Raw genomic sequence first — 19859 nt, 5'->3', positions numbered from 1 at the left:
GACGTGGCGTCGCTCCGTCCGAGCCCGCGACGCCGCTACAGAAATCCGATCGAAATCCACGGCACCGCCGCGACGATGATCAGGCCGACCATCAGCGCCAGCAGATAACCCCAGATCGGGCGCACGCCCTCGGCCGGATCGACCCGGCCGATCGCACAGGCCGCATAATAGCCGACGCCGAACGGCGGTGCGAACAATCCGATGCCCATCGCCAGGATCACGACCATCGCATAATGCACCTCGTGAATGCCGACGGCGCGGGCGATCGGAAACAGCAGCGGGCCGAACAGCACGATCGCCGGAATACCTTCGAGCACGCTGCCGAGGATCACGAAAGCGACGATCGACACCGCCAGGAAGGTCGGCGGGCCGCCGGGCAGGCCGGTCATCGCCGTCGCCAGCGACCGGGAGAACCCGGACTGCGTCAGGCCCCAGGCCATGCCGGTGGCGGTGCCGATGATCAGCAGGATCGCACCGGACAGCGCCGCGGTCTCGATCAGCATCGGCAGCAGCCGCTTGAAGTCGAACTTGCGATAGATCAGCAGGCCGGCCAGCACCGCATAGACAATCCCGATGGTCGAGACCTCGGTGGCGGTGGCGACGCCTTCGACCACGGCCGCGCGGATCACGAACGGCAGTGCCAATGCGGGCAGGGCGATGATCAGCAGTTTGCCGATCTGGGCGCGGCTGGCGCGCTTGATGTGGCTGAGATCCTCGTCGCGATAGCGCCACCACACCAGCGTCGACAGCGTGATCGCCAGCACCACGCCGGGCAGCAGGCCGCCGGTGAACAGCGCCGAGATCGACACGCCGGTGACCGAACCGATGGTGATCAGCACCAGGCTCGGCGGGATGGTTTCGGTCTGTGCGCCGGTCGCGGAGAGCAGGGCGACGAGATCGCCCGGCTTCGCGCCGCGCTCCTTCATCTCCGGAAACAGCACCGGCGCGACGGCCGCCATGTCGGCAGCCTTGGAGCCGGAAATGCCGGACACCAGATACATCGCGCCGACCAGCACGTAGTGCAGGCCGCCGCGGACATGGCCGAGCAGGCTGGCGAGAAACGCCACCATCGCCCGCGCCATCCCGGTCATCTCGATCAGCAGGCCGAGGAAGACGAACAGCGGCACGGACAGCAGGATCAGGTGGCTCATGCCCTCGTCCATCCGGCCGACCAGCACCATCAGCGGCGTCCGCGTCGTCAGCGCCAGATAGCCGTAGATCGACAGGCCGAATCCGAACGCGATCGGCACGCCGGCGAACACGCACAGCCCGGCGACGCCGACGAAGAAGATCAGCAGATTGATGTTGCCGAGCGGCTTGAACAGCGGCTGCGCCAGCCAGAAGACGCCGATCAGCAGCGCGACGGTGAGGGCGGCTGTCCCGACCAGCCGCCAGTCGCCGAACCGGATCAGCCGCAGCAGCGCGAACACCGCCATCAGCCCGGTGCCGACCGGCAGCGCCGCGGCGCGCCAGCTGTTGGCGAGCGACAGCGCCGGCGTCGTGATGTAGCTTTCCTCGTAGGCGTATTCGGTGGCCGGCGCCGCGATCAGCAGCAGGAATGCCAGCGCGGCGCAGATCGCCACCAGGTCGAGAAACGCCCGGCTCCGCGGCGTCGCTTTTGCCACCAGCGCGGTCATCCGCATGTGCTCGCCGCGGCGGAATGCGACCGCCGCGCCGAACATCGCCAGCCACAGGAACAGGATCGAGGCGAGCTCGTCCGACCAGATCAGCGGGCTGTGAAACACGTAGCGCGACACCACGCCGGCAAACAGCACGACGATCTCCGCGACCACCAGAATGGCCGCGGGGATTTCGACCAGCCGGCCGAGCCCGGCCTCCAACGTGCCGATCAGCGATCGGCGCGTCGGCAGCACCAGCGGCTCGGCAGCCGTCAGTTCGGAGACCGGGGCATCAGCCATCGCGGCTTACGCCAGCTTGCCGACAGACTTTTCGAGCAGCGACCAAGCCTGCTCGCCGTATTTGCCTTTCCATTCGGCATAGAAGCCGGCGCTGCGCAGCTTGTCGCGGAACGGCGTCACCGTCGGCTGATTGAAGATCAGGCCCTTGGCGGTCAGCTCTTCCTTGACGGTGGCGTTGAGCTTGGCGGTGTCTTCGCGTTCCTTCATCGCTGCCGCGTTGATGTTCTTGGCGACGATCTCGCGCACGTCCGCCGGCAGCCGTTCCCAGGCGCGGCGGTTGGCCAGGAACCAGAAGCCGTCCCACATGTGGTTGGTCAGCGAGCAGTACTTCTGCACTTCGTACAGCTTCGCGGTCGAGATCAGCACCAGCGGATTTTCCTGGCCTTCGACCACCTTGGTCTGCAGCGCCGAATAGACTTCGCTAAAGTTGATGGAGGCGGGCGCCGCATCGAACGCCTTGAACATCGAGGTCCACAGCGGCGACACCGGCACGCGGATCTTGAAGCCCTTGAAGTCCTCGGGACCGTTGATCGGCCGCGTCGACGACGTAGTCTGGCGGAAGCCGTTGTCCCAGATCTTGTCCATCACGATCAGGCCGGCCTTGTTGATCTCGCCGCGGACATGGGCGCCGAGTTCGCCGTCCATGGCCTTCCAGACCGTGTCGTAGTCCGGGAATGCGAAGCCGATGCCATTGATCGAGGCTGCCGGCACCAGCGTCGACAGGATCAGGCCGGACAGCGTGAAGAACTCGACGCCGCCTGAGCGGATCTGGCTCAGCACGTCGGTGTCGGAGCCGAGCTGGTTGTTCGGGAACACCTGGAGGTCGAACCGGCCACCCGTCTCGGCCTTGATCGCCGCCGACATCTCGCGGGCGCGGACGTTGAGCGGATGGCTGTCGGGCAGGTTGTTGGCATACTTGTAGACGAACTCGGCCTCCGCCGCGCGCGCCACCCACGGCGCCCCGACGCCGCCGACAACGGCCGCTGCCGCCGAAGCCTTCAACACCATCCTGCGTGACACGCTCATCTTCGCTTCCTCCTTGACCCGTCTTTTTTGTGTTCGACCAGACCCGAAAAGTCGACGCGCCTTTGGTCATCATTTCGGCCCAGCCGGTCAAGCGATTTCCGGCTGGCGGACGGCCGCCACCGGAGTTGTCCAGCCGCGTGCTTAGGCAATCGGCCCAAGCCACGTGCCCCGGACAAGGCGCAACGCGCCGCCGATCCGGGGCCCCGGTTTCTGGGGAAGCCAGACACAGAGCCGGCAGTTCGTGTTCGGATGGACGTCAAAGAACCGGGGTCCCGGATCGGCGGGCCAGACACAGTGCGTAGGATGGGTTGAGCGCAGCGAAACCCATCAAGTGCCGTGCACGTGGTCGATGGGTTTCGCTGCGCTCAACCCATCCTACGACAGCGCAGCGCGCCGCGTTGCGGCGTGTGATGCACCGTGCGCGCCGAGCAGTGGCAAGTCGCGCCAATATTCGCATGCCCGCGCAAGGTACTGACAATCCAGATCAATAATGATATTCCATAATATACCTTATGCGAATTACGGATATGGGCCTGGGCCGCTGGAGCGCCGTCCGTCACGCACCCCACTCAGGCGGCGCTTTGATTGGGAAGCTGGCGTCGTGGCCGCGATGTGGCCATCGCGTTTTCGTCGACCGCTTGTCCGTCACCCCAGAATTCACCGACGGTCGGTCCGATCTTCAAATGCTGGGTTCGCAGGAACTGCCAGATCTCGTAGGGCCAGACCCGGCGTCCGATCCGCGTGTACCATCGCATCGCGTGACGCAGGCGCCGGCGGCGCTCCAAGTAGGTGCGCCACAGCGCCTTCGGGCGGGCCTGAAGCACCACCTCGGTGAACTTGAACCAGAGCAGGACGCGCCACGGCGGCATGTTGCGATTGGCGAGGACCTGATGCTTGTAGTCCCAGTGCCGCCGGTCGGTCGTGATCACCCGGCGTTCGGCGGCCTGGCCGAAATACGGCGTCCAGCGGTGCGGCGTTGCGTACAGCATCTGGATCTGGTCGGGATCATAGGACAGTAGCTGGCGCAGCCCGCGCCAGTGATCGCGGTCGGTCTCCTCGACGAAGCCGACCACCCAGGTGGCCATCGACAGGATGCCGTGCCGACGCAGCAGACGGATGGCCTCCCGATCGGTGGTCGTCGCCGCACCCTTGCGGATCAGCGCCAGCGTGGCGTCGTCGGTGTTCTCCAGCCCCAGCAGAAAGCGATCCCAGCCGGCCTGCTTGTACAGATGCAGAATGTCGGCGTCGCGGACGATGTCGTCGGCCCTGGTCGACCCCACCAGGATCAGATCGACCTCCTCCGCGATCAACGCCTCGATGAACGTCTGCCAGACCTTCTTCGACACCGTCGGGTTCTCGTCGGCAAAGTTGACGACCTTGACGCCCTGCTCCCGATGCAGCCGCGCGAGCTCCTTGGCGAACAGCACCGGATCGCGGTGCCGCCAGCGCGTCCAGAAGCCGCGTTGTCCGCAGTAACTGCACAGATGCGGGCAGCCGCGCGAGAACTGCACCACGACGGCGCGCAGTCCGCCCCAATAGCTGTAGCGAGCGTGGTCAATCAGCTCCCAGCCGATCCGATAGGCGTCGAGATCGCCGATCACTACGGCCGGCGGCGTCGCGCAGGCTTGCCCGGCTCTGCGGTAGGCAATCCCACGGACGCCCGCGAGATCATCGCCACCATCGAGCGCGGTCATTAAACGCCGCGCCGTCTCCTCGCCCTCCCCACGCACGATAGCCGTGACGTACGGCTCGGCGTCGAGGATCTCCTGCCAGTGGTAGGTCGGAAACACGCCTCCGTAGACGATGGCTACGCCGGGAATGGCATGCGCGATCGCCTGAGCGACTTCGGCGATGACCGGGTGGCCGGAGGTCGACCCGGAATGGCCGAACAGCACCGCATCGGGACGGACGTCGCGTGCCTGTTCGACGATCTGCGCGGTCGATATCGGGCCGAACTCGGCATCGAGCAAACGCACGTCGTGGCCGTCATCGATCAGCGGCCCGCCGATCGCGAGCAGGCCCAGCGGCGGCAAGTGATCGCTCGGAATCCGGCTGCCGATCGCGGGATGGGCAACGTTGACCAGAAGGATACGCATCACGGAGTCCCTTCGCCTAGGCGCTGATCGAAAGATCGCGTTTCGCAGATGGCAGGCCGCCGAACCGGCGCTCGCGGCCGTGGAACGACGTCATGGCGTCGGCGAGATCGTCGGCATCGAAGTCCGGCCACATCCGGTCGGTGAAGTACAATTCGGCATACGCGCTTTCCCAAAGCAGGAAGTCGGACAGCCGCCGCTCGCCGCTGGTGCGGATGATGAGGTCGACGTCGCGAAGCTTCGATCCACCTGTGACGAGGTCGGAAAAGGTGTCGCGGCTGCAATTTTCCATTCCGCCGGCACGCAAAGCGGCACTCACGATCGCATCTCGTGCCGAGTAATCGACGGCGATGCGCAAGTTGAGAGCGTCGCCACCAGCGGTCACCGCTTCGGCACGTCCGATCGTTGCGGCGATGCCGTCCGGCAGACGGTCGCGACGCCCAATGACTGTCAGGCGGATGCCGTTGTCGACCAGACGCCTGACCTCGTTCACCAGGTACGAGCGCAACAGCGCCATCAGCGCCGAGACTTCGGATCTCGGCCGTCGCCAATTGTCGCTGGAGAATGCGAACAGCGTCAGCGTGCCGATGCCCTGCTCCGGCGCGGCCTCCACCACGCGACGGATCGCCTCGACACCGGCCTGATGCCCGCGCAGGCGCGACAACCCTCGCCGCGTCGCCCATCGCCCGTTGCCGTCCATGATGATGCCGACATGTAGTTTGGGATGTAGATTACTTTGCATCACAAAGTCTCCATGCAAAAAAGGGGCGTAGTTCAGGCGTGACGAATTTCAGGCAGGGCGTGTTTGAAGTCCGGTCGGCAGCGGATCGCTACTACCGGCCGCCTTGGCGGCGTCGCGCACGAGTTGCTCCAGCACGGCCAGGTAATCGAGAAACTGACGGCGGCCGGTCTTCGTCAAACGACAGGTCGTGAGCGGCCGGTTGGCCTCATATCCCTTGGTGACCTCGACCATCCCGGCTTCCTGCAACACCTGAAGGTGCCGACTGAGATTGCCATCGGTCAGTCCGCACAACTTCTTCAGATCTGCGAATGCCAACCCCTTCGGATGCGCCATCAGCGAGGTCAGCATCCCCAGCCTCGCCTTCTCGTGGATTACACGATCCAGCCCCTCATAGGAGAACGGTGCAGCGCTCGTGTCAGGCTTCGGCATCGTCGTCTCCCGACGCAAACCGCAGCACGGCAGCCATCAGCAATTGACCGACCACGAACGGAACACCCATCGTCAGCGGCGAGACGGCCGCACTTTCGCTGCTGAGCGCCAGCACGCTAAATCCCGCGACGAAGTACCATGCGCCGACCAGTGCCACCGGGCGCGGCAGCATCCGAGCAGAAGCGAAAATCCCGAGGCCGACGAGGACATGCCACAAGCCGGGCAGCATCCAGAGCGTCCCAGGGGCAAACTTCCAGAGCGTCACACCGAGCAAGGCTCCCGCCACGCCGGCGGGCACGAATTGTTCGACCGCCTGATGGATCATCGCATCGGCGAGACCCGAATGGTGACGCCGCGAACGCGCCCGCATCTCGAGCCAGATCAAACTTGCGGACAACAGCGCGGTCGCGATCCAGCCCGAGAAGAACGCAAGCAGCTGGCTGTTCGGGTCGTCGAGCCAGAGCGACTGCACGATCGTGGTGACCACAGCCAGGCCGGCGGTACCCGCCAGTGCAGCCGGGCCGTAGCCACGGAACGCCGTGCCCGCAGCGATCTGGGTGCGAATGGCGAAGATGTCAGCCAAGGCCTTGTCGAGATCGCGCATGCCCCACCTCACTTTGTATCGCAAAGTATACGTCGGTACAAAGCCAACGCAAGCCCCAATTGCGGAGGCTGAATGAGGAGTATTCAGGCACCGCCCTCCTTGGTTAGCTGTATTGACCGGCTTGCCAGGGCCGCGCCGTGTAAGGCCTACCGCCTTGCTGTCGATCCTAAGGCAGGGTCATCAGCCTCCCTGAAATCGCCCCGGCCCGCCCGTGGGACATGGGCGGCATGGCGGCGATGCGGTTGGCCGGCGCGGAATATTGCGGTAAGTCGCTGCCTCTCCTGGTTGACCGCACGCAGATGCGGGCGAAACCGCATCCGACGGATCAGCACTCATGGACGCCACCAATTTCGTGCCCCCGGCCACCGCGGCCGGACGCGGCAAACCGTTGAACTCACCCGCGCAGGTGTTGCTGGCGAGCCTGATCGGCACCACGGTCGAGTTCTTCGACTTCTACGTCTACGCCACCGCCGCGGTGCTGGTGTTTCCGACGCTGTTCTTTCCCAACAGCGATCCGATGACGGCGCTGCTGGCGTCGTTCGCGACGTTCTCGATCGCGTTCTTCGCCCGTCCGCTCGGCGCCATCATCTTCGGCCATTTCGGCGACAAGGTCGGCCGCAAGACGACGCTGGTCGCGGCGCTGCTGACCATGGGGATTTCGACGGTGGTGATCGGCCTGTTGCCGGGCTACCAACAGATCGGCGTGCTGGCGCCGCTGATGCTGGCGCTGTGCCGGTTCGGCCAGGGATTTGGCCTGGGCGGCGAATGGGGCGGCGCGGTGCTGCTCGCCACCGAGAACGCGCCCGACGGCAAGCGGAGCTGGTACGGCATGTTTCCGCAGCTCGGCGCGCCGGTCGGGCTGTTTCTGGCCTCGGGTGTGTTCTGGCTGCTGCTGCATTTCATGTCGCAGGACGCGCTGCTCAACTGGGGCTGGCGCATCCCGTTCATCGCCTCGATCGCGCTGATCGCGATCGGCCTGTGGGTGCGGCTGTCGATCACCGAGACGCCCGAATTCCAGAAGGCGATCGACAAGGCCGAACGTGTCTCCGTGCCGGTGGTGGAAGTATTCCGTCATCACAAGCGCAACATGGCGATCAGCACCTTCATGGCGCTGATCACCTTCGTGGCGTTCTACATCTGCACCGCGTATCTGTTGTCCTACAACGTCAAGGTCGCCGGGGTGTCGTTCCGCGACGCGCTGTTGGTGCAGGTCTACGGCTCGGTGCTGTTCGGCGTCTCCACGATCGCCGCCGGCAAGCTCGGCGACCGCTTCGGACGCCGCGCCCTGCTGCTCGGCAGCACGATCATCCTCGGCCTGTTCTCGTTCGCGCTGGCGCCGCTGCTGACCGCCGGCCTGCCCGGCATCTACGCCTTCACCACCGTCGGCATGCTGCTGTTCGGCCTGAACTACGGCGTGATCGGCGCTGCGCTGGCGGCGCCGTTCCCGACCCGGGTGCGCTACACCGGCTCGTCGATCACCTTCAACATGGCCGGGATTTTCGGCGCGTCGCTGGCGCCCTATATCGCGACCTGGCTACAGGCCAATTACGGCATGAGCTATGTCGGCTACTATCAGCTGGCAGCCGCTTTGGTCTCGCTGCTCTGCATCTTCGCCGCGCGAAAGGCCGAGATATAGCCTCAGATCGTCGCTCGTGTGAGGAGCAAATGTAGCCCGCATGAGCGCAGCGACATGCGGGACGCGGCCGAGCCACCAATGTCCCGCACATCGCTGCGCTCCTGCGCGGGCTGCTCGCTACGCGAAAAGTCCGATGGTTGGCCGTATCTCCGGCGAAGTCCGGACGCGCATCATGCGGTCGCGTTGACGAGATGGTTCGAGACGTTCGCGATGAACGCACGGAGGCGCTGAAGGCGCCGAAGATCGCGGTGGTATCCCATCCAGATGTCTCGCGCTGGCGGCTGTGTCGGCAGGTCGAGCCTGCGGATCCCCGGGATCTGATTGCCGACCACGCGCGGCAGCACAGCGATGCCGACGCCTTGCCGGCACATGCGCCCCTGGACGTTGCGGTTGTTCGACCGCAGCACCGGCCTCGCGTTGGGGAAACTCTCGATGAGCCACGCGATGTCGGGGAAATGTCCCGTAGACGTGTCGTGGGTGATCAGCCGGAAACCGGCCCCGTCGCCGTATTTCGGGTCAGGCGACTCCTCGGCGATGTAAACGGCGTATTCGAGCCGGAACAGCCGCCGTTGAACGACGTCGGCCGTGTTGAACGGCACGATGCGGAAAGCGACGTCGGCTTCGCGTTGCGCGAGGTTGAACAGCCGCGTGCCGGTCAGGATCTCGACGTCGACATTGGGGTAGGCGTTCGCGAAATCCGCCAGGATCGGCGGCAGCACATAGGCCCCGAACCAGTCCGCCGATGAAATCCGCAGGCTGCCTTTGAGAGTCTGCTCCTGCCCCGCCAGCCGGCGCTCCATCGCCAGAGCGCCCTCTTCCATCTGCTCTGCCAGCGCGATGATCCCGTGGCCCTCTTCGGTCAGCACAAGACCGTCGGCAGTCCGCTGGAACAGCGTGTGACCGATCGCCTGCTCGAGCGCGCGCAGGCGCCTGCCGACGGTTGGATGGCTCGTCTGCAACGTACGCGCGGCGCCGCCGAGCGTGCCGGATCGCGCAACGGCGAGAAACACCCTGACGTCACTCCATTCCATGTTGCCATACCCGTTCAGAATTGAACGCCGAGAATACAATTATGTCACTCAAAGAACAAATCTAAGCACCCTAGGTTGGCGGCTTGAGGACGACAGCTCGGCGTCGTCCGCAAAACACACGGAGAAAACGCAATGAAAACCTGGCTCATCACAGGCTGCTCCAGCGGCTTCGGCCAGCGGCTCGCGCTCGCTGCAGCTCGGCGCGGCGATCAAGTCATCGCGACCACCCGAAACGCCCGCGCGATCGAAAAAATGACCGAGCCGTTCGGCGGCCGGATGATCGCCGTGCCGCTTGATGTGACAGATGCGGCGGCAGCCAAGGCGGCGGTCGCAAAGGCGGTCGAGACCTTCGGCGGGTTCGACGTGCTCGTGAACAATGCCGGCTACGGCCTGCACGGCGCGATCGAGGAAGGCACGCCAGAAGAGTATCGCCCGATGTTCGAGGTGAACGTCTTCGGTCTGATCGAAACCACCAGAGCCGCCCTACCCGTGCTGCGACGTTCCGGCGGAGCAATCGTCAACATGTCGTCGGTCGCCGGCATCGCGGGCGGTGGCGGCGGCGGTTACTACAACGCCGCCAAGTTCGCCGTCGAAGGGATTTCCGAAGCGCTCGCCGCCGAGCTGAAGCCGTTCGCCATCCGCGTGCTGATCGTCGAGCCCGGTCCGTTTCGCACGGATTTCTTGGGCCGTTCGATCACAGTCGCGGCCAATGAGATGCCGGAATATGCCGGGACCTCGCGCAGGCACTATCGCGAAACCAACAACGGCAGTCAGGCCGGCGATCCCGACAAGGCCATCGCGGTGATCATTCAGGCCGTCGATGACGATCACGCCCCGCTGCATCTGCCGCTCGGCCCGGTCGCTCACGCGGCCGCTGAGCGAAAGCTGGCAGCCTTCCGCAGCGATATCGACGCCTGGCGCGACATCACGATCGCCACCGATTTCGACCCGCGCTGAGCGCTGGTCGCGAACTCTGTTTGAACCTCCAACATCGACCGGACGGCGATCATGATCGCAACTTTGAGCGGGTTTACCCAGCAGCTCGTGCCGGTGAATGGCATCAAGATCAACGCGGTGACAGGGGGCTCAGGTCCGCCGATCCTGCTGCTGCACGGCTGGCCGGAGACCTGGTGGGAATGGCATCATGTGATGCCATTGCTCGCCGAGCATTTCAGCGTCGTGGCCGTCGATCTGCGCGGCGCGGGCTTTTCCGACTGCCCGCAGGGCGGCTACGACAAGGCGACGATGGCGCGCGACGCGCATGAGGTCATGGTTGCTCTCGGGCATCAACGCTACGCTGTGTGCGGCCATGACATCGGCGGCATGGTGGCGTTGCCGCAGGCCGCGCTCTATCGCGCCGCCGTCACCCACCTGGCCGTCCTCGACGTTCCGCTTCCCGGCTGGACCGGATGGGAGGCAACGACCGCACGGCTCTGGCATTTCGGTTTTCACATGAACCGGGATTTACCCGAGCGCCTGCTGCATGGCCGCGACTACGACTACATCTCGACCTTCATGGCTGAGCGCTTCTACGATCACAGCACCTTCAATCCCGCCGACATCGAGATCTACGCGCGAGCGATGGCCCTCCCTGGCCGCACCCGCGGCGGCATGGAATGGTATCGCACCCTCGCCGCCGATCACGCGGCCGCGCTCGACTACAAGATGCGACCGCTCGAGATCCCGGTGCTCGGCCTCGGCGGCGATCAGCGCTTCGGTCCGCACATGGTCCCGATGCTCGAGGAGTTCGCCGGCAACGTAACCGGCGGCTCCATTGCACGGTGCAGCCACTATGTCGCGGACGAACGGCCCGATGAAGTCGCGGCCGCTCTGATCGACTTCGTCAAAGCCAAGTGACACGCGGCGCCCATGTGTTCGCGGCGCCGGCCGATCGCGACACTGCGGGCTCATCGCGCCCCGCAGCGAACGCCATGGATCGACTTCAAAGAAAGGAAGCAGTCATGACCACCCCCGTTATTCGCGGTGTCAATCATATCGGCATCACGGTGCCCGACATCGAAGCAGCTAAAGAGTTTCTGGTCGAAGCCTTCGGCGGCCAGGTGATCTATCAGTCGTTCGGCCCGCAGGATCCGCCACGGCAGGGCGCCGAGTTCGAGCGGGCCACCGGCGCTGTTCCGGGAACGGTCGTGCGTGCGCAGGCGATGGTCAAGATCGGCACCGGACCCGACATCGAGCTGTTCGAGATGCACGGACCCGAGCAAGCCCAGCCGGTCCGGGCGAGCGACTTCGGCATCACGCACTTCGGTGTCTACACCGACGACATCGACGCCGCGGTCGCGCGCTTCGAAAGGGCCGGAGGCACCCCGCTCAGCGCGCCGCGCGCAATTCCCTATGCGACCGAAAAGGCGCCCGGAAACAAGGTCTGTTACTGCCGGATGCCCTGGGGGACGACGATGGAGTTCATCACCACACCGGACCGCATGGCCTATCATGACCAGACCGCTCTGCGCAGGTGGCAGGACGAGGACTGAGCAGCGAGCCCCCCGGCGCCGTCACAGCAAAGCGCGATCAATCAACGCGCCAAGGCCAGCAGTGCATCGAGGTCGAGATTGCTTTCGCAATGGTCGGCTAGCGTCTCGAGTGCGTCGTCGATGCGGCGTTCGAAATCGAGGCCCGAGGTTGCGGCGCCGACCTGCCCCAGCCAGGCCGACCGGAAATCGTCGCCGCCGAAGATGCCGTGCAGATAGCCGCCGACGACCCGGCCATCAGCCGACATCGCGCCTTCGGGCCGAAGCTTGCCGGCGCCGTCGTCCAGCGTCAGCCACGGCCGCGCCAGGCCGGCGCCGATGGTCCGGCCCATATGCATTTCGTAGCCGGTGACGCGGCAGCCGCTGAGGCCGTCGCGGGCGTCGATCTCAACGAGCCGTTTGTCGCCGGAGATTTCGGTTTCAATGTCCAGCAGGCCGAGCCCGGCGGTCTCGCCGGGAGGACCTTCGAGGCCAAGCGGATCGCGGACGACGCGGCCGAGCATCTGGAAGCCGGCGCACAGCCCCACCACGCGGCCGCCGCGCCGGACATGGGCCTGGATGTCGATGTCCCAGCCTTCGCGCCGGATCATATCCAGTTCGCTGCGCGTCGCCTTGGAGCCCGGCAGGATCACCACGTCGATATCGGCCGGAATCGGCGAGCCGGGCTGGATCCAGCGCAGATCGATATCGGGCTCTGCGACCAGTGGATCGAGATCGTCGAAATTGGCAACGCGCGCCAGCCGCGGCACGGCGATTTTCAACCGTCCGCGGCTCGCCGCAGCCGCGCGTTCCAGCGCCAGCGAGTCTTCGGCCGGCAAACGGTCGGCGCCGGGAAACCAGCGCAGCACGCCGAGGAACGGCCAGCCGGTCTGTTCGGTGATGGTGCGGCATCCGGGCTCGAACAGCGAGAAGTCGCCGCGGAATTTGTTGATCAGGTAGCCGACGACACGCGCCCGATCGGCCTCGCTGAGAAGTACGTAGCTGCCGACCAGCGCCGCCATGGTGCCGCCGCGGTCGATGTCTGACAGAAATACGACCGGCAGATCGGCCGCCTCTGCAAACCGCATGTTGGTGATGTCGGAGGCACGCAGATAAACCTCGGCGCCGCTGCCGGCGCCCTCCACCAGCACCAGATCGGACTCGGCGGCGACGCGCTCGAAACTGTCGAGCACCGCCGGGATCAGCCGCTGCCGCATGTGGTGATAGATCCGCGCCGGACAGTTGCCGAGCACCCGCCCCCGCAGCACCACCTGCGCGCCGATCTCGCTCTGCGGCTTCAGCAGCACCGGGTTCATGTGGATCGATGGCGGCACGCCGCAGGCCCGCGCCTGCAGCGCCTGCGCGCGGCCGATCTCGCCGCGCGGCGCCGTTCCGTCCGGCCCGGGCGGCAGATCGGAGTCTGCCGCGACGGCCGCGTTGTTACTCATGTTCTGCGCCTTGAACGGACGCACCGCCAGTCCGCGCCGCGCGTAGGCACGGCACAGCCCGGCCACCACCATGCTCTTGCCGACATCCGAACTGGTGCCCTGGATCATCAGCGCGCGGGCGCGGCGAGGACCGGTCTCCGGACGAGCCGAATAGCGGATACGGGAAATCAGTTCGTCGACGTCGATGGTCATGGCTATACTCGGTTGGAAGAAGAAATCGGCTGAGGTCGTTTGTCGGCACGACGAAGATCGGATCGCGGCGGGCTTGACGGGTGCGGCGCCGTGCCGGATAGGACGCCGCCATGATCATTGTCAGCGCGCTCGATCACGCCCCTCGCCTTGTCGCCGAGCGCCGCCCGGTGCGATCGCTGTCGCTGATGGCGCCGTGGCAGCGCGTGGTGTTCGATGAAAGCTGGCTGCCGGATGATCGCCTGATCCTCGCCTTCAACGACGTCGACGTCGCCGGCTCGGTTCATGTCGCGCCGGACGATGCGATCGTGCGCCGGATCATCGACTTCGCGCGCGGCTGCAACGCGCAGGACGACGTTCTGGTGCATTGCTGGATGGGCGTGAGCCGTTCGCCGGCGGCCGCCTATGTGATGGCCTGCGAGCGCGCGCCGGGCGACGAAGTGATGATCGCCGATGCGCTGCGGCGCGCCTCGCCGACCGCGACGCCGAACAAACTGATCGTCGCGTTGGCGGACGATCTGCTGGCGCGTCGCGGACGCATGGTCGACGCCATCGCCGGCATCGGTCGCGGCCGCGAGGTCGACGGCGACGTGCCGTCGTTCGAACTGCCGCTCGGACGAACGAGTTAGTTCGAAGAGTTCGCTTTGGTCTTGCGTGCCGCCGCGCGGCATGCTGTGCTTCGCGTTGCCTACGGTGCCTCTCGTACGAGAGGTGAAACTGGGAATGCGGTGCGGCGAGAGATCGCCCATGCCGCAGCTGCCCCCGCAACTGTAAGCGGATCTGTCCGGATCATCAGGCCACTGCGTCGCGATGCGACGCGGGAAGGCGATCCGGCCCCTATCCGCGAGCCAGGAGACCGGCCGCAGGCGTGGTTCAACTCGGATCGACGGCGGGTCGATAGCAGGAGCACGCGATGACAGCGGTCGACTAAGCGGCATTTGCCGGGCGCCTAGCGCGCCGCCTCCCCCATGACTTGTCCTGACGCCGCAGCACGGCGTCGCTATCCGTCGGTCCGCGTCGCCTCGCCTGCGCGCGGCCCGGACGGCGTTTGCCATCGAGCCGCCATGGAACCGAAAGACACCACCACCAACGAAGCCTTCAAGGGATTCACCAACGAGGCCTGCCCGTTCTTGCCGTGCCACCCGGGCGTCGAGCGCGAGTTCAACTGCCTGTTCTGCTACTGCCCGCTGATCGCCTATGATTGCCCCGGGCCGTATCAGGTGTTCACCGACCGTAACGGCATGCTGCGCAAGGACTGCAGCGCCTGCACGCTGCCGCATAACGGCTATCGCCGTTCCTGGAATTTCATCCAGCGCTGGCTCGAAAAGCCCCGGATCTGGGACGGCAGCGAGCAGGATCCCAAGCGGATCAAAGACGCTCCGTCCGAGCGTTGAGCAGCCGATCGAAGGATCACGCGCGCGAGGACTCATCGCATCAACGGCCCGCACCGCCGACAGTCACACTCTGCGCATGATCGATGCGTTCGATCGCCTCGACCAGCCGGTCCAGCGCCACTGCGAACATGGCGCCGCCGCAGATCGTCAGCGGCTCCGGAATGACGATGCGGCGGCTCGGCGGATAGGCGTGCTGGATCGACGGATGCAGCAGCAGGGCCTTGCCCTGGTCCTCGGCCGCCGGCTGATCCTCGGCAAGTAACAACAGGTCCGGCCGCGCCGCGACGATCGTCTCCAGCGATGCGAAGCCGCCATAGGCATAGCCGAGGTCGGTTGCGGCGTTGGACAGGCCGGCGGTCTTCAGCAGCGAACTCAGCAGGCTGTCGCTGCCCGTCACCCAGCCGCGCCGCGACAACGCCAACACCCGCGCGGGGTGTCTTGCCGCCGCAGCCGTCGCCCGCACGATGGCGCGGTCGAGCTCGGCGATGACCGCATCGGCGCGTTCCGGATGCCCGACCAGCCCACCTACCCGCGCGATCTGCGCCTTGACGTCGTCGATGCTGCGCGGCGTGTCGAATTCCTGGACCGACAGCTTCTTTGCGCGCAGGATCTCACGCGTCGCGCGCTTGCCATAGCGTCCCGCCAGGATGACGTCGGGCGCAAGTATCAGCAGGTCTTCCGCCTCGCCCGACAGTTTCGGATAGCGTTGGGCCTCCCTGGCCAGCCACGACAGATGCGGATCGCGCGCATAGGGACCGAGCCCGACGATCTGATCGGGATCGGCCAGCGCCAGCAGCAACTGATCGGTGCACATGTTGATCGACGCGATCCGCTTGACCGCGGCGGCCGCGGCCGATGGTGCGGCGATCAGCGTAACGCAACTGATCGACAGAATGAGCAACCACTTTCGCATCACGCGCTCCGCATCGCCCACGGCACCAGCACCGGCTGCGCCTCGTGATCGGCACGGTACGCATCGATCGCGAACACCTCGGCGAGTTGCGGCGGCGCCAGCACGGCGGCCGGCGGGCCCATCGCCGCCAGCCTGCCGTCGCGCAGCATCAGCACCTGGTCGGCGAACCGCGCCGCGAGGCCGATATCGTGGGTGACGACAATCACCAGCGCGCCGGCGCGGGCCTGCCGCCGCAGCAGCGCCATCACCGAGAGCTGGAAGTAGGGATCGAGAGAAGCGATCGGCTCGTCGGCGAGCAGGACCGGCGCGCCCGTCGCCAGGGCCCGCGCGATCGCGACGCGCCGCCGCTCGCCGCCGGACAATTCGGTGACGGGGCGATGCTGCAGCGGCACCAGGTCGACGTCGTCGAGGGCGCGGCTCACAGCGTCGAGATCGCCCGCCCCAAGCCGGCGCGGATCGGCGCCGCCATGCGGATAGCGGCCCAGCGCGACGACGTCGCGGACCGGCAGCGGCCAATGCACCGCCTCGCCTTGCGGCACGTAAGCAAGCCGCCGCGCGCGCTCCCGCACCGGCATCCGGGCGACATCCTCGCCGCCGATCAGCACCCGGCCCTCCGCCGTCACGAGTCCGGCAAGCGCGCGCAGCAGCGTGGTCTTGCCGGCGCCGCTCGGGCCCACGACCACCGCCATGCAGCCGCGCGGCAAGCCGAACGAGAGCGGCTGCACCAACACACGGCCGCCGAGGCTGACCCGCAGCCCGTCGGCGACGAAGTAATCGTTCTGGGTCATGCCATGCTGCCGCCGAGTGCGCGGCGCTCACGCACCACCAGATAGAGAAAGAACGGGACGCCGATCAGCGCCGTCAGCACGCCGACCTTGATGCCGCTGCTCGACGGGATCAGGCGCACCGCAACGTCGGCGGCGAGCAGCAAGGCCGCGCCGCCGAACGCGCTCGGCAGCAGCAGCCGGCCCGGATCGTGCCCGACCAGCGGGCGCATCAGATGCGGGATCACCAGACCGATAAAGCCGATCGTCCCGGAGACGGAGACGGCGGCGCCGACACCGAGCGCGACGCCGAGGATCACCTGCAGCCGCAGCCGCCCAACGTCGACGCCGAGGCTTTGCGCGGCCTCCTCGCCGAGGCTGAGCACGCGAAACGCCTCGCCGCGCGTCAGCAGCAGCGCCGCGCCGCAGACCATGAACGGCAACGCCAACGCGACGTGCTGGAAGCTGCGGTCCTCGAGTGAGCCGAGCAGCCAGAACGAGATCTCCAGCGCGGCGAACGGATTGGACGCGAGATTGAGCGCCAGCGAGGTCGCCGCGCCGGCGAGGCTCGACAGCGCCAGGCCGGCGAGGATCAGCAGCAGCAGATTGGCGCTGCGCCCGGCGACCGCGATCAGGATGAACACCGAGACGAACGCCATTGCGATCGCCGACAGCGGTAGCAGGAACGACAGTGCGTCGGCGAGGCCGAGCGAAATCACCAGCACGGCGCCAAAAGCGGCCGCCTGCGGTGCGCCGAACAGCGAGGGTGACGCCAGTGGATTGCGCAGCAGGCCCTGCAGCGCGGCGCCGGCTAGGCCGTGCATTGCGCCGATCGCGACCGCAAGGATCGCGCGCGGCAGGCGGATGTCCTGGACGATCGATCGCTCCGTGTCGCTGCCGCCGCCGAACAGCGCCGTGATCACCGAACCGATCGACAGCCGGACGGGACCGACTCCGAGCGACAGCAAGAACAGCACGATGACGACGCACGCCAGGACCGGCAGCACAGCCCGATCAGCAGCGCGCACGGCATTCGACGCCGCAGCGCGGCGCATCCGAAATCTTCATGTTCAGTCCTCCGTCGGCCCATCGCCGAACGAGTTACACAAGGACCGGCCGGTCTCCTGGCTCGCGGATTTGCGGAGATGTCCGCCTTCCCGGCCGAAAGGCCAGTGGCATCGAGGACACTCCAATCCGCTCACAGTTGCGAGGGCAGCCGCGGCATTGGGGCAACCGCCCCGCACCGCATTCCCGTTTCACCCTTCTTGCGAAGGGCACCGGTCCATTCGCCCGTAAAGCACGCGCGATCCCGCCGCACAATTCAGGGCAGCCCCTTAGGTAATCATCCTTTAGTCAAGGATGTCGGGATCGAGGACGTGGCGCACTGCGCGGATCACACGCGCTTGGCCTACAGCAGAAACGACAGCGCCGCCTCGCAGCGGTCCTCGACTTTGAGGGTCAGGAGATCGTCGGCACGGGTCCGGCCCAGATTGACCGCGGCGATCGGAATGCCGAGCTTCGCGGCCGCCTGAACAAATCGGAATCCCGAGTAGACCATCAGCGAGGAGCCGACCACCAGCATGGCGTCGGCTTGGCCGAGGGTCTCCATCGCCATGGCGACCTTGTCCTTCGGAACGGCCTCGCCGAAGAACACGACGTCGGGCTTCATCATGCCCCCACAGGTCGGACAGTCCGGCACCACGAAGGTCGAGAAGTCCTGATGGTCGAGCTCGGCGTCGCCATCCGGCAAGGCCGCCGCATCGAGGTCGGCCCAGGCGGCATTGAGCCGGGTCAGTTCGTCCTGGAAGTCGGCGCGGCGGAGGGTGGCTGCACACGCCATGCAGCGAACCAGATCGAGCCGTCCGTGCAGGTCGACGACCTCCCTGCTGCCGGCCGCCTGGTGCAGGCGGTCGACATTCTGCGTCAGCAGCATCCGGCTGCGGCCGCTGGCCTCCAGCCGCGCCAGCGCATGATGGGTATCGTTCGGCTTGGCCTGACCGAAACGGCGCCAGCCGATCATGCTGCGGGCCCAATAGCGGCGCCTGGTGGCATCGCCGCCGATGAAAGCCTGAAACTGCACTGGCGGCGTGCGTTTCCAGCTGCCGTCCGCATCCCGATAGTCCGGAATGCCGGAGTTCGTACTGCAGCCTGCTCCGGTCAGGACGAACAGCCGCTGGTGGCCCTCGACGAAGGCCTTGAGATCATTGTTTGTCATGTCCGGTGTAGATAGGCAGCCCCAGGCCGCGCTGCTACCAGGCTTGCCGGCCACGATCCGGCGATCATCGCCGGGCGCGGGAACCGCACCCGCCCGGTTTCGTTCTCTCCGGAACCCGCAGGATCGAACGATTTGTCCCTTCAAAACGTCACTGAACTTCCGCCGCAGGATCTCGACGCGCTTCGGCGAGCCGTCGGCTTGCTCGAACATCCCAGCCTGGCGGGCCGGCTCACCAGTCTCGCCGGCAAGCCCGTCGAACTGATCGGCTTCGCCCTTCCCGCCACGGTCGCCAAGGCGATCTCGTCGGCCACGTCCAAAGGCCTGGAAGCTGCGCTCAAGGTGGCGCTTCGCACACTGCCGGCGTCGCGTTCGTCGGGGTCGCCGCGTCTGCACCGCGCCCTTGCTGCGGCCTCAGGCGCGGTCGGCGGGACCTTCGGGCTTGCAGCGCTGCCAGTCGAGCTTCCCGTCTCCACGGTCATCATGCTGCGAGCCATCGCCGAGATCGCCAAAAGCGAAGGCGAAGACCTGAGCGATCCCGAAGCCGCCCTCGCCTGTGTCGAAGTGTTCGCGCTGGGCGGTCGCGCCGGCTCGACCGACGCGACGGAGAGCGGCTATTTCGCTACCCGCGCCGTGCTCGCCAAGACGGTGTCGGAAGCCGCCCGGTTGATCGCCGAGCGCGGCATCGCCAATGAGGGCGCGTCGATCCTGGTGAAATTCGTCACCCAGGTGGCAGCGCGCTTCGGCATGGTGGTCTCGCAGAAAGTCGCGGCGCAGGCGCTTCCGGTCGCCGGCGCGATCGGCGGTGCCGCCATCAATTACGCGTTCATCGACCATTTCCAGGATGTCGCGCGCGGCCACTTCACGGTCCGCAGGCTCGAGCGCATCTACGGCAAGCAACTGATCCGCGCCGAATACGACCGCATCGCTGGACGAGAGCCGTCTTCGGCGAAGTCGCTCGACCTCACCACGAGCGCGCCCGCCGCGTGAG

General features: G+C 66.4%; 19 protein-coding genes and 2 riboswitches. Of the genes, 7 read left to right on the top strand and 12 right to left on the bottom strand.

Translation table 11 applies throughout. The annotated features are described in order from the left end of the window. Positions 1-35 precede the first annotated feature (35 nt). The 6 genes from LPW26_RS06930 to LPW26_RS06905 form a co-directional block, all read right to left on the bottom strand. Complete coding sequence (locus tag LPW26_RS06930) at positions 36-1919, bottom strand: TRAP transporter large permease (protein WP_238733735.1); 1884 nt, start codon at positions 1917-1919, stop codon at positions 36-38. 6 nt (positions 1920-1925) lie between these two features. Further along, on the bottom strand, positions 1926-2945 hold the full coding sequence (locus tag LPW26_RS06925; RefSeq protein WP_238733734.1) for a TRAP transporter substrate-binding protein: 1020 nt from the start codon (positions 2943-2945) through the stop codon (positions 1926-1928). A 569-nt stretch (positions 2946-3514) separates the two neighbouring features. Further along, a complete protein-coding gene (gene bchE, locus LPW26_RS06920; protein ID WP_238733733.1) occupies positions 3515-5041 on the bottom strand; it encodes a magnesium-protoporphyrin IX monomethyl ester anaerobic oxidative cyclase in 1527 nt (508 codons plus the stop codon). A gap of 16 nt (positions 5042-5057) precedes the next feature. Then, positions 5058-5780, bottom strand: coding sequence for a di-trans,poly-cis-decaprenylcistransferase (locus LPW26_RS06915; RefSeq protein WP_238733732.1), 723 nt, complete (start codon positions 5778-5780; stop codon positions 5058-5060). Positions 5781-5828: 48 nt separating this feature from the next. Beyond that, positions 5829-6209: a transcriptional regulator gene (locus tag LPW26_RS06910; protein WP_238733731.1), complete on the bottom strand. Its 381-nt coding sequence runs from the start codon at positions 6207-6209 to the stop codon at positions 5829-5831. Beyond that, the gene (locus LPW26_RS06905; protein WP_238733730.1) at positions 6196-6813 is read right to left on the bottom strand and encodes a hypothetical protein; all 618 of its coding nucleotides are present in this window, start codon (positions 6811-6813) and stop codon (positions 6196-6198) included. The genes LPW26_RS06910 and LPW26_RS06905 overlap by 14 nt, the downstream gene beginning before the upstream one ends. Positions 6814-7147: 334 nt before the next feature. Between LPW26_RS06905 and LPW26_RS06900 the strand changes: the two genes are divergently transcribed. Beyond that, positions 7148-8449, top strand: coding sequence for an MFS transporter (locus LPW26_RS06900; protein ID WP_238733729.1), 1302 nt, complete (start codon positions 7148-7150; stop codon positions 8447-8449). A 170-nt stretch (positions 8450-8619) separates the two neighbouring features. Here the strand turns inward: LPW26_RS06900 and LPW26_RS06895 are convergent, their stop codons facing one another. Further along, complete coding sequence (locus LPW26_RS06895; protein ID WP_238733725.1) at positions 8620-9480, bottom strand: LysR family transcriptional regulator; 861 nt, start codon at positions 9478-9480, stop codon at positions 8620-8622. 132 nt (positions 9481-9612) lie between these two features. Between LPW26_RS06895 and LPW26_RS06890 the strand changes: the two genes are divergently transcribed. The 3 genes from LPW26_RS06890 (at position 9613) to LPW26_RS06880 (ending at position 11972) form a co-directional block, all read left to right on the top strand. After that, entirely contained in the window at positions 9613-10437 is an 825-nt protein-coding gene (locus LPW26_RS06890; protein ID WP_238733723.1) for an oxidoreductase, read from the top strand. 51 nt (positions 10438-10488) lie between these two features. Next, the gene (locus LPW26_RS06885; RefSeq protein ID WP_238733721.1) at positions 10489-11337 is read left to right on the top strand and encodes an alpha/beta fold hydrolase; all 849 of its coding nucleotides are present in this window, start codon (positions 10489-10491) and stop codon (positions 11335-11337) included. Between the two features lie 104 nt (positions 11338-11441). Continuing rightward, the gene (locus LPW26_RS06880) at positions 11442-11972 is read left to right on the top strand and encodes a VOC family protein (RefSeq protein ID WP_238733920.1); all 531 of its coding nucleotides are present in this window, start codon (positions 11442-11444) and stop codon (positions 11970-11972) included. Positions 11973-12013: 41 nt separating this feature from the next. Here LPW26_RS06880 and LPW26_RS06875 read toward each other — a convergent pair whose 3' ends face one another. After that, positions 12014-13588 carry a cobyric acid synthase gene (locus tag LPW26_RS06875; protein WP_238733720.1) on the bottom strand — a complete coding sequence of 525 codons (1575 nt, stop codon included), beginning with the start codon at positions 13586-13588 and terminating at the stop codon, positions 12014-12016. Positions 13589-13698: 110 nt separating this feature from the next. Here LPW26_RS06875 and LPW26_RS06870 point away from each other — a divergent pair, with 110 nt between their 5' ends. Both LPW26_RS06870 and LPW26_RS06865 read left to right on the top strand, forming a co-directional pair. Continuing rightward, on the top strand, positions 13699-14214 hold the full coding sequence (locus LPW26_RS06870; RefSeq protein WP_238733718.1) for a tyrosine phosphatase family protein: 516 nt from the start codon (positions 13699-13701) through the stop codon (positions 14212-14214). Positions 14215-14259: 45 nt separating this feature from the next. After that, a riboswitch (cobalamin riboswitch) is annotated at positions 14260-14464 on the top strand. A 185-nt stretch (positions 14465-14649) separates the two neighbouring features. Next, positions 14650-14979: a cysteine-rich small domain-containing protein gene (locus LPW26_RS06865; protein WP_238733716.1), complete on the top strand. Its 330-nt coding sequence runs from the start codon at positions 14650-14652 to the stop codon at positions 14977-14979. Positions 14980-15019: 40 nt separating this feature from the next. Here the strand turns inward: LPW26_RS06865 and LPW26_RS06860 are convergent, their stop codons facing one another. The 4 genes from LPW26_RS06860 to LPW26_RS06845 form a co-directional block, all read right to left on the bottom strand. Beyond that, positions 15020-15892 carry an ABC transporter substrate-binding protein gene (locus tag LPW26_RS06860; RefSeq protein WP_238733714.1) on the bottom strand — a complete coding sequence of 291 codons (873 nt, stop codon included), beginning with the start codon at positions 15890-15892 and terminating at the stop codon, positions 15020-15022. After that, on the bottom strand, positions 15892-16680 hold the full coding sequence (locus LPW26_RS06855) for an ABC transporter ATP-binding protein (RefSeq protein WP_238733712.1): 789 nt from the start codon (positions 16678-16680) through the stop codon (positions 15892-15894). The genes LPW26_RS06860 and LPW26_RS06855 overlap by 1 nt, the downstream gene beginning before the upstream one ends. Further along, positions 16677-17711, bottom strand: coding sequence for a FecCD family ABC transporter permease (locus LPW26_RS06850; RefSeq protein WP_238733711.1), 1035 nt, complete (start codon positions 17709-17711; stop codon positions 16677-16679). Before LPW26_RS06850 ends, LPW26_RS06855 begins: the two co-directional genes overlap by 4 nt. Before the next feature lie 42 nt (positions 17712-17753). Then, positions 17754-17953: riboswitch (cobalamin riboswitch) on the bottom strand. A gap of 111 nt (positions 17954-18064) precedes the next feature. Continuing rightward, complete coding sequence (locus LPW26_RS06845; RefSeq protein ID WP_238733709.1) at positions 18065-18871, bottom strand: NAD-dependent protein deacetylase; 807 nt, start codon at positions 18869-18871, stop codon at positions 18065-18067. 132 nt (positions 18872-19003) lie between these two features. On the opposite strand from LPW26_RS06845, the gene LPW26_RS06840 reads away from it, so the two are divergent. Then, positions 19004-19858, top strand: coding sequence for an EcsC family protein (locus tag LPW26_RS06840; protein ID WP_238733707.1), 855 nt, complete (start codon positions 19004-19006; stop codon positions 19856-19858). Position 19859 lies beyond the last annotated feature (1 nt).

This window comes from Rhodopseudomonas infernalis (genome assembly GCF_022271405.1).
GTDB classification, from domain to species: Bacteria; Pseudomonadota; Alphaproteobacteria; order Rhizobiales; family Xanthobacteraceae; genus Rhodopseudomonas; species Rhodopseudomonas infernalis.
Note: the sequence above shows the minus strand (reverse complement) of the source record. Positions and strands in the feature narration are given on the sequence as shown.

Coding starts and splice junctions, on each gene's coding strand:
- LPW26_RS06930 (WP_238733735.1), bottom strand. CDS start 1,919: ATGGCTGATGCCCCGGTCTCCGAACTGACGGCTGCCGAGCCGCTGGTG.
- LPW26_RS06925 (WP_238733734.1), bottom strand. CDS start 2,945: ATGAGCGTGTCACGCAGGATGGTGTTGAAGGCTTCGGCGGCAGCGGCC.
- bchE (WP_238733733.1), bottom strand. CDS start 5,041: ATGCGTATCCTTCTGGTCAACGTTGCCCATCCCGCGATCGGCAGCCGG.
- LPW26_RS06915 (WP_238733732.1), bottom strand. CDS start 5,780: ATGCAAAGTAATCTACATCCCAAACTACATGTCGGCATCATCATGGAC.
- LPW26_RS06910 (WP_238733731.1), bottom strand. CDS start 6,209: ATGCCGAAGCCTGACACGAGCGCTGCACCGTTCTCCTATGAGGGGCTG.
- LPW26_RS06905 (WP_238733730.1), bottom strand. CDS start 6,813: ATGCGCGATCTCGACAAGGCCTTGGCTGACATCTTCGCCATTCGCACC.
- LPW26_RS06900 (WP_238733729.1), top strand. CDS start 7,148: ATGGACGCCACCAATTTCGTGCCCCCGGCCACCGCGGCCGGACGCGGC.
- LPW26_RS06895 (WP_238733725.1), bottom strand. CDS start 9,480: ATGGAATGGAGTGACGTCAGGGTGTTTCTCGCCGTTGCGCGATCCGGC.
- LPW26_RS06890 (WP_238733723.1), top strand. CDS start 9,613: ATGAAAACCTGGCTCATCACAGGCTGCTCCAGCGGCTTCGGCCAGCGG.
- LPW26_RS06885 (WP_238733721.1), top strand. CDS start 10,489: ATGATCGCAACTTTGAGCGGGTTTACCCAGCAGCTCGTGCCGGTGAAT.
- LPW26_RS06880 (WP_238733920.1), top strand. CDS start 11,442: ATGACCACCCCCGTTATTCGCGGTGTCAATCATATCGGCATCACGGTG.
- LPW26_RS06875 (WP_238733720.1), bottom strand. CDS start 13,588: ATGACCATCGACGTCGACGAACTGATTTCCCGTATCCGCTATTCGGCT.
- LPW26_RS06870 (WP_238733718.1), top strand. CDS start 13,699: ATGATCATTGTCAGCGCGCTCGATCACGCCCCTCGCCTTGTCGCCGAG.
- LPW26_RS06865 (WP_238733716.1), top strand. CDS start 14,650: ATGGAACCGAAAGACACCACCACCAACGAAGCCTTCAAGGGATTCACC.
- LPW26_RS06860 (WP_238733714.1), bottom strand. CDS start 15,892: ATGCGAAAGTGGTTGCTCATTCTGTCGATCAGTTGCGTTACGCTGATC.
- LPW26_RS06855 (WP_238733712.1), bottom strand. CDS start 16,680: ATGACCCAGAACGATTACTTCGTCGCCGACGGGCTGCGGGTCAGCCTC.
- LPW26_RS06850 (WP_238733711.1), bottom strand. CDS start 17,711: ATGCGCCGCGCTGCGGCGTCGAATGCCGTGCGCGCTGCTGATCGGGCT.
- LPW26_RS06845 (WP_238733709.1), bottom strand. CDS start 18,871: ATGACAAACAATGATCTCAAGGCCTTCGTCGAGGGCCACCAGCGGCTG.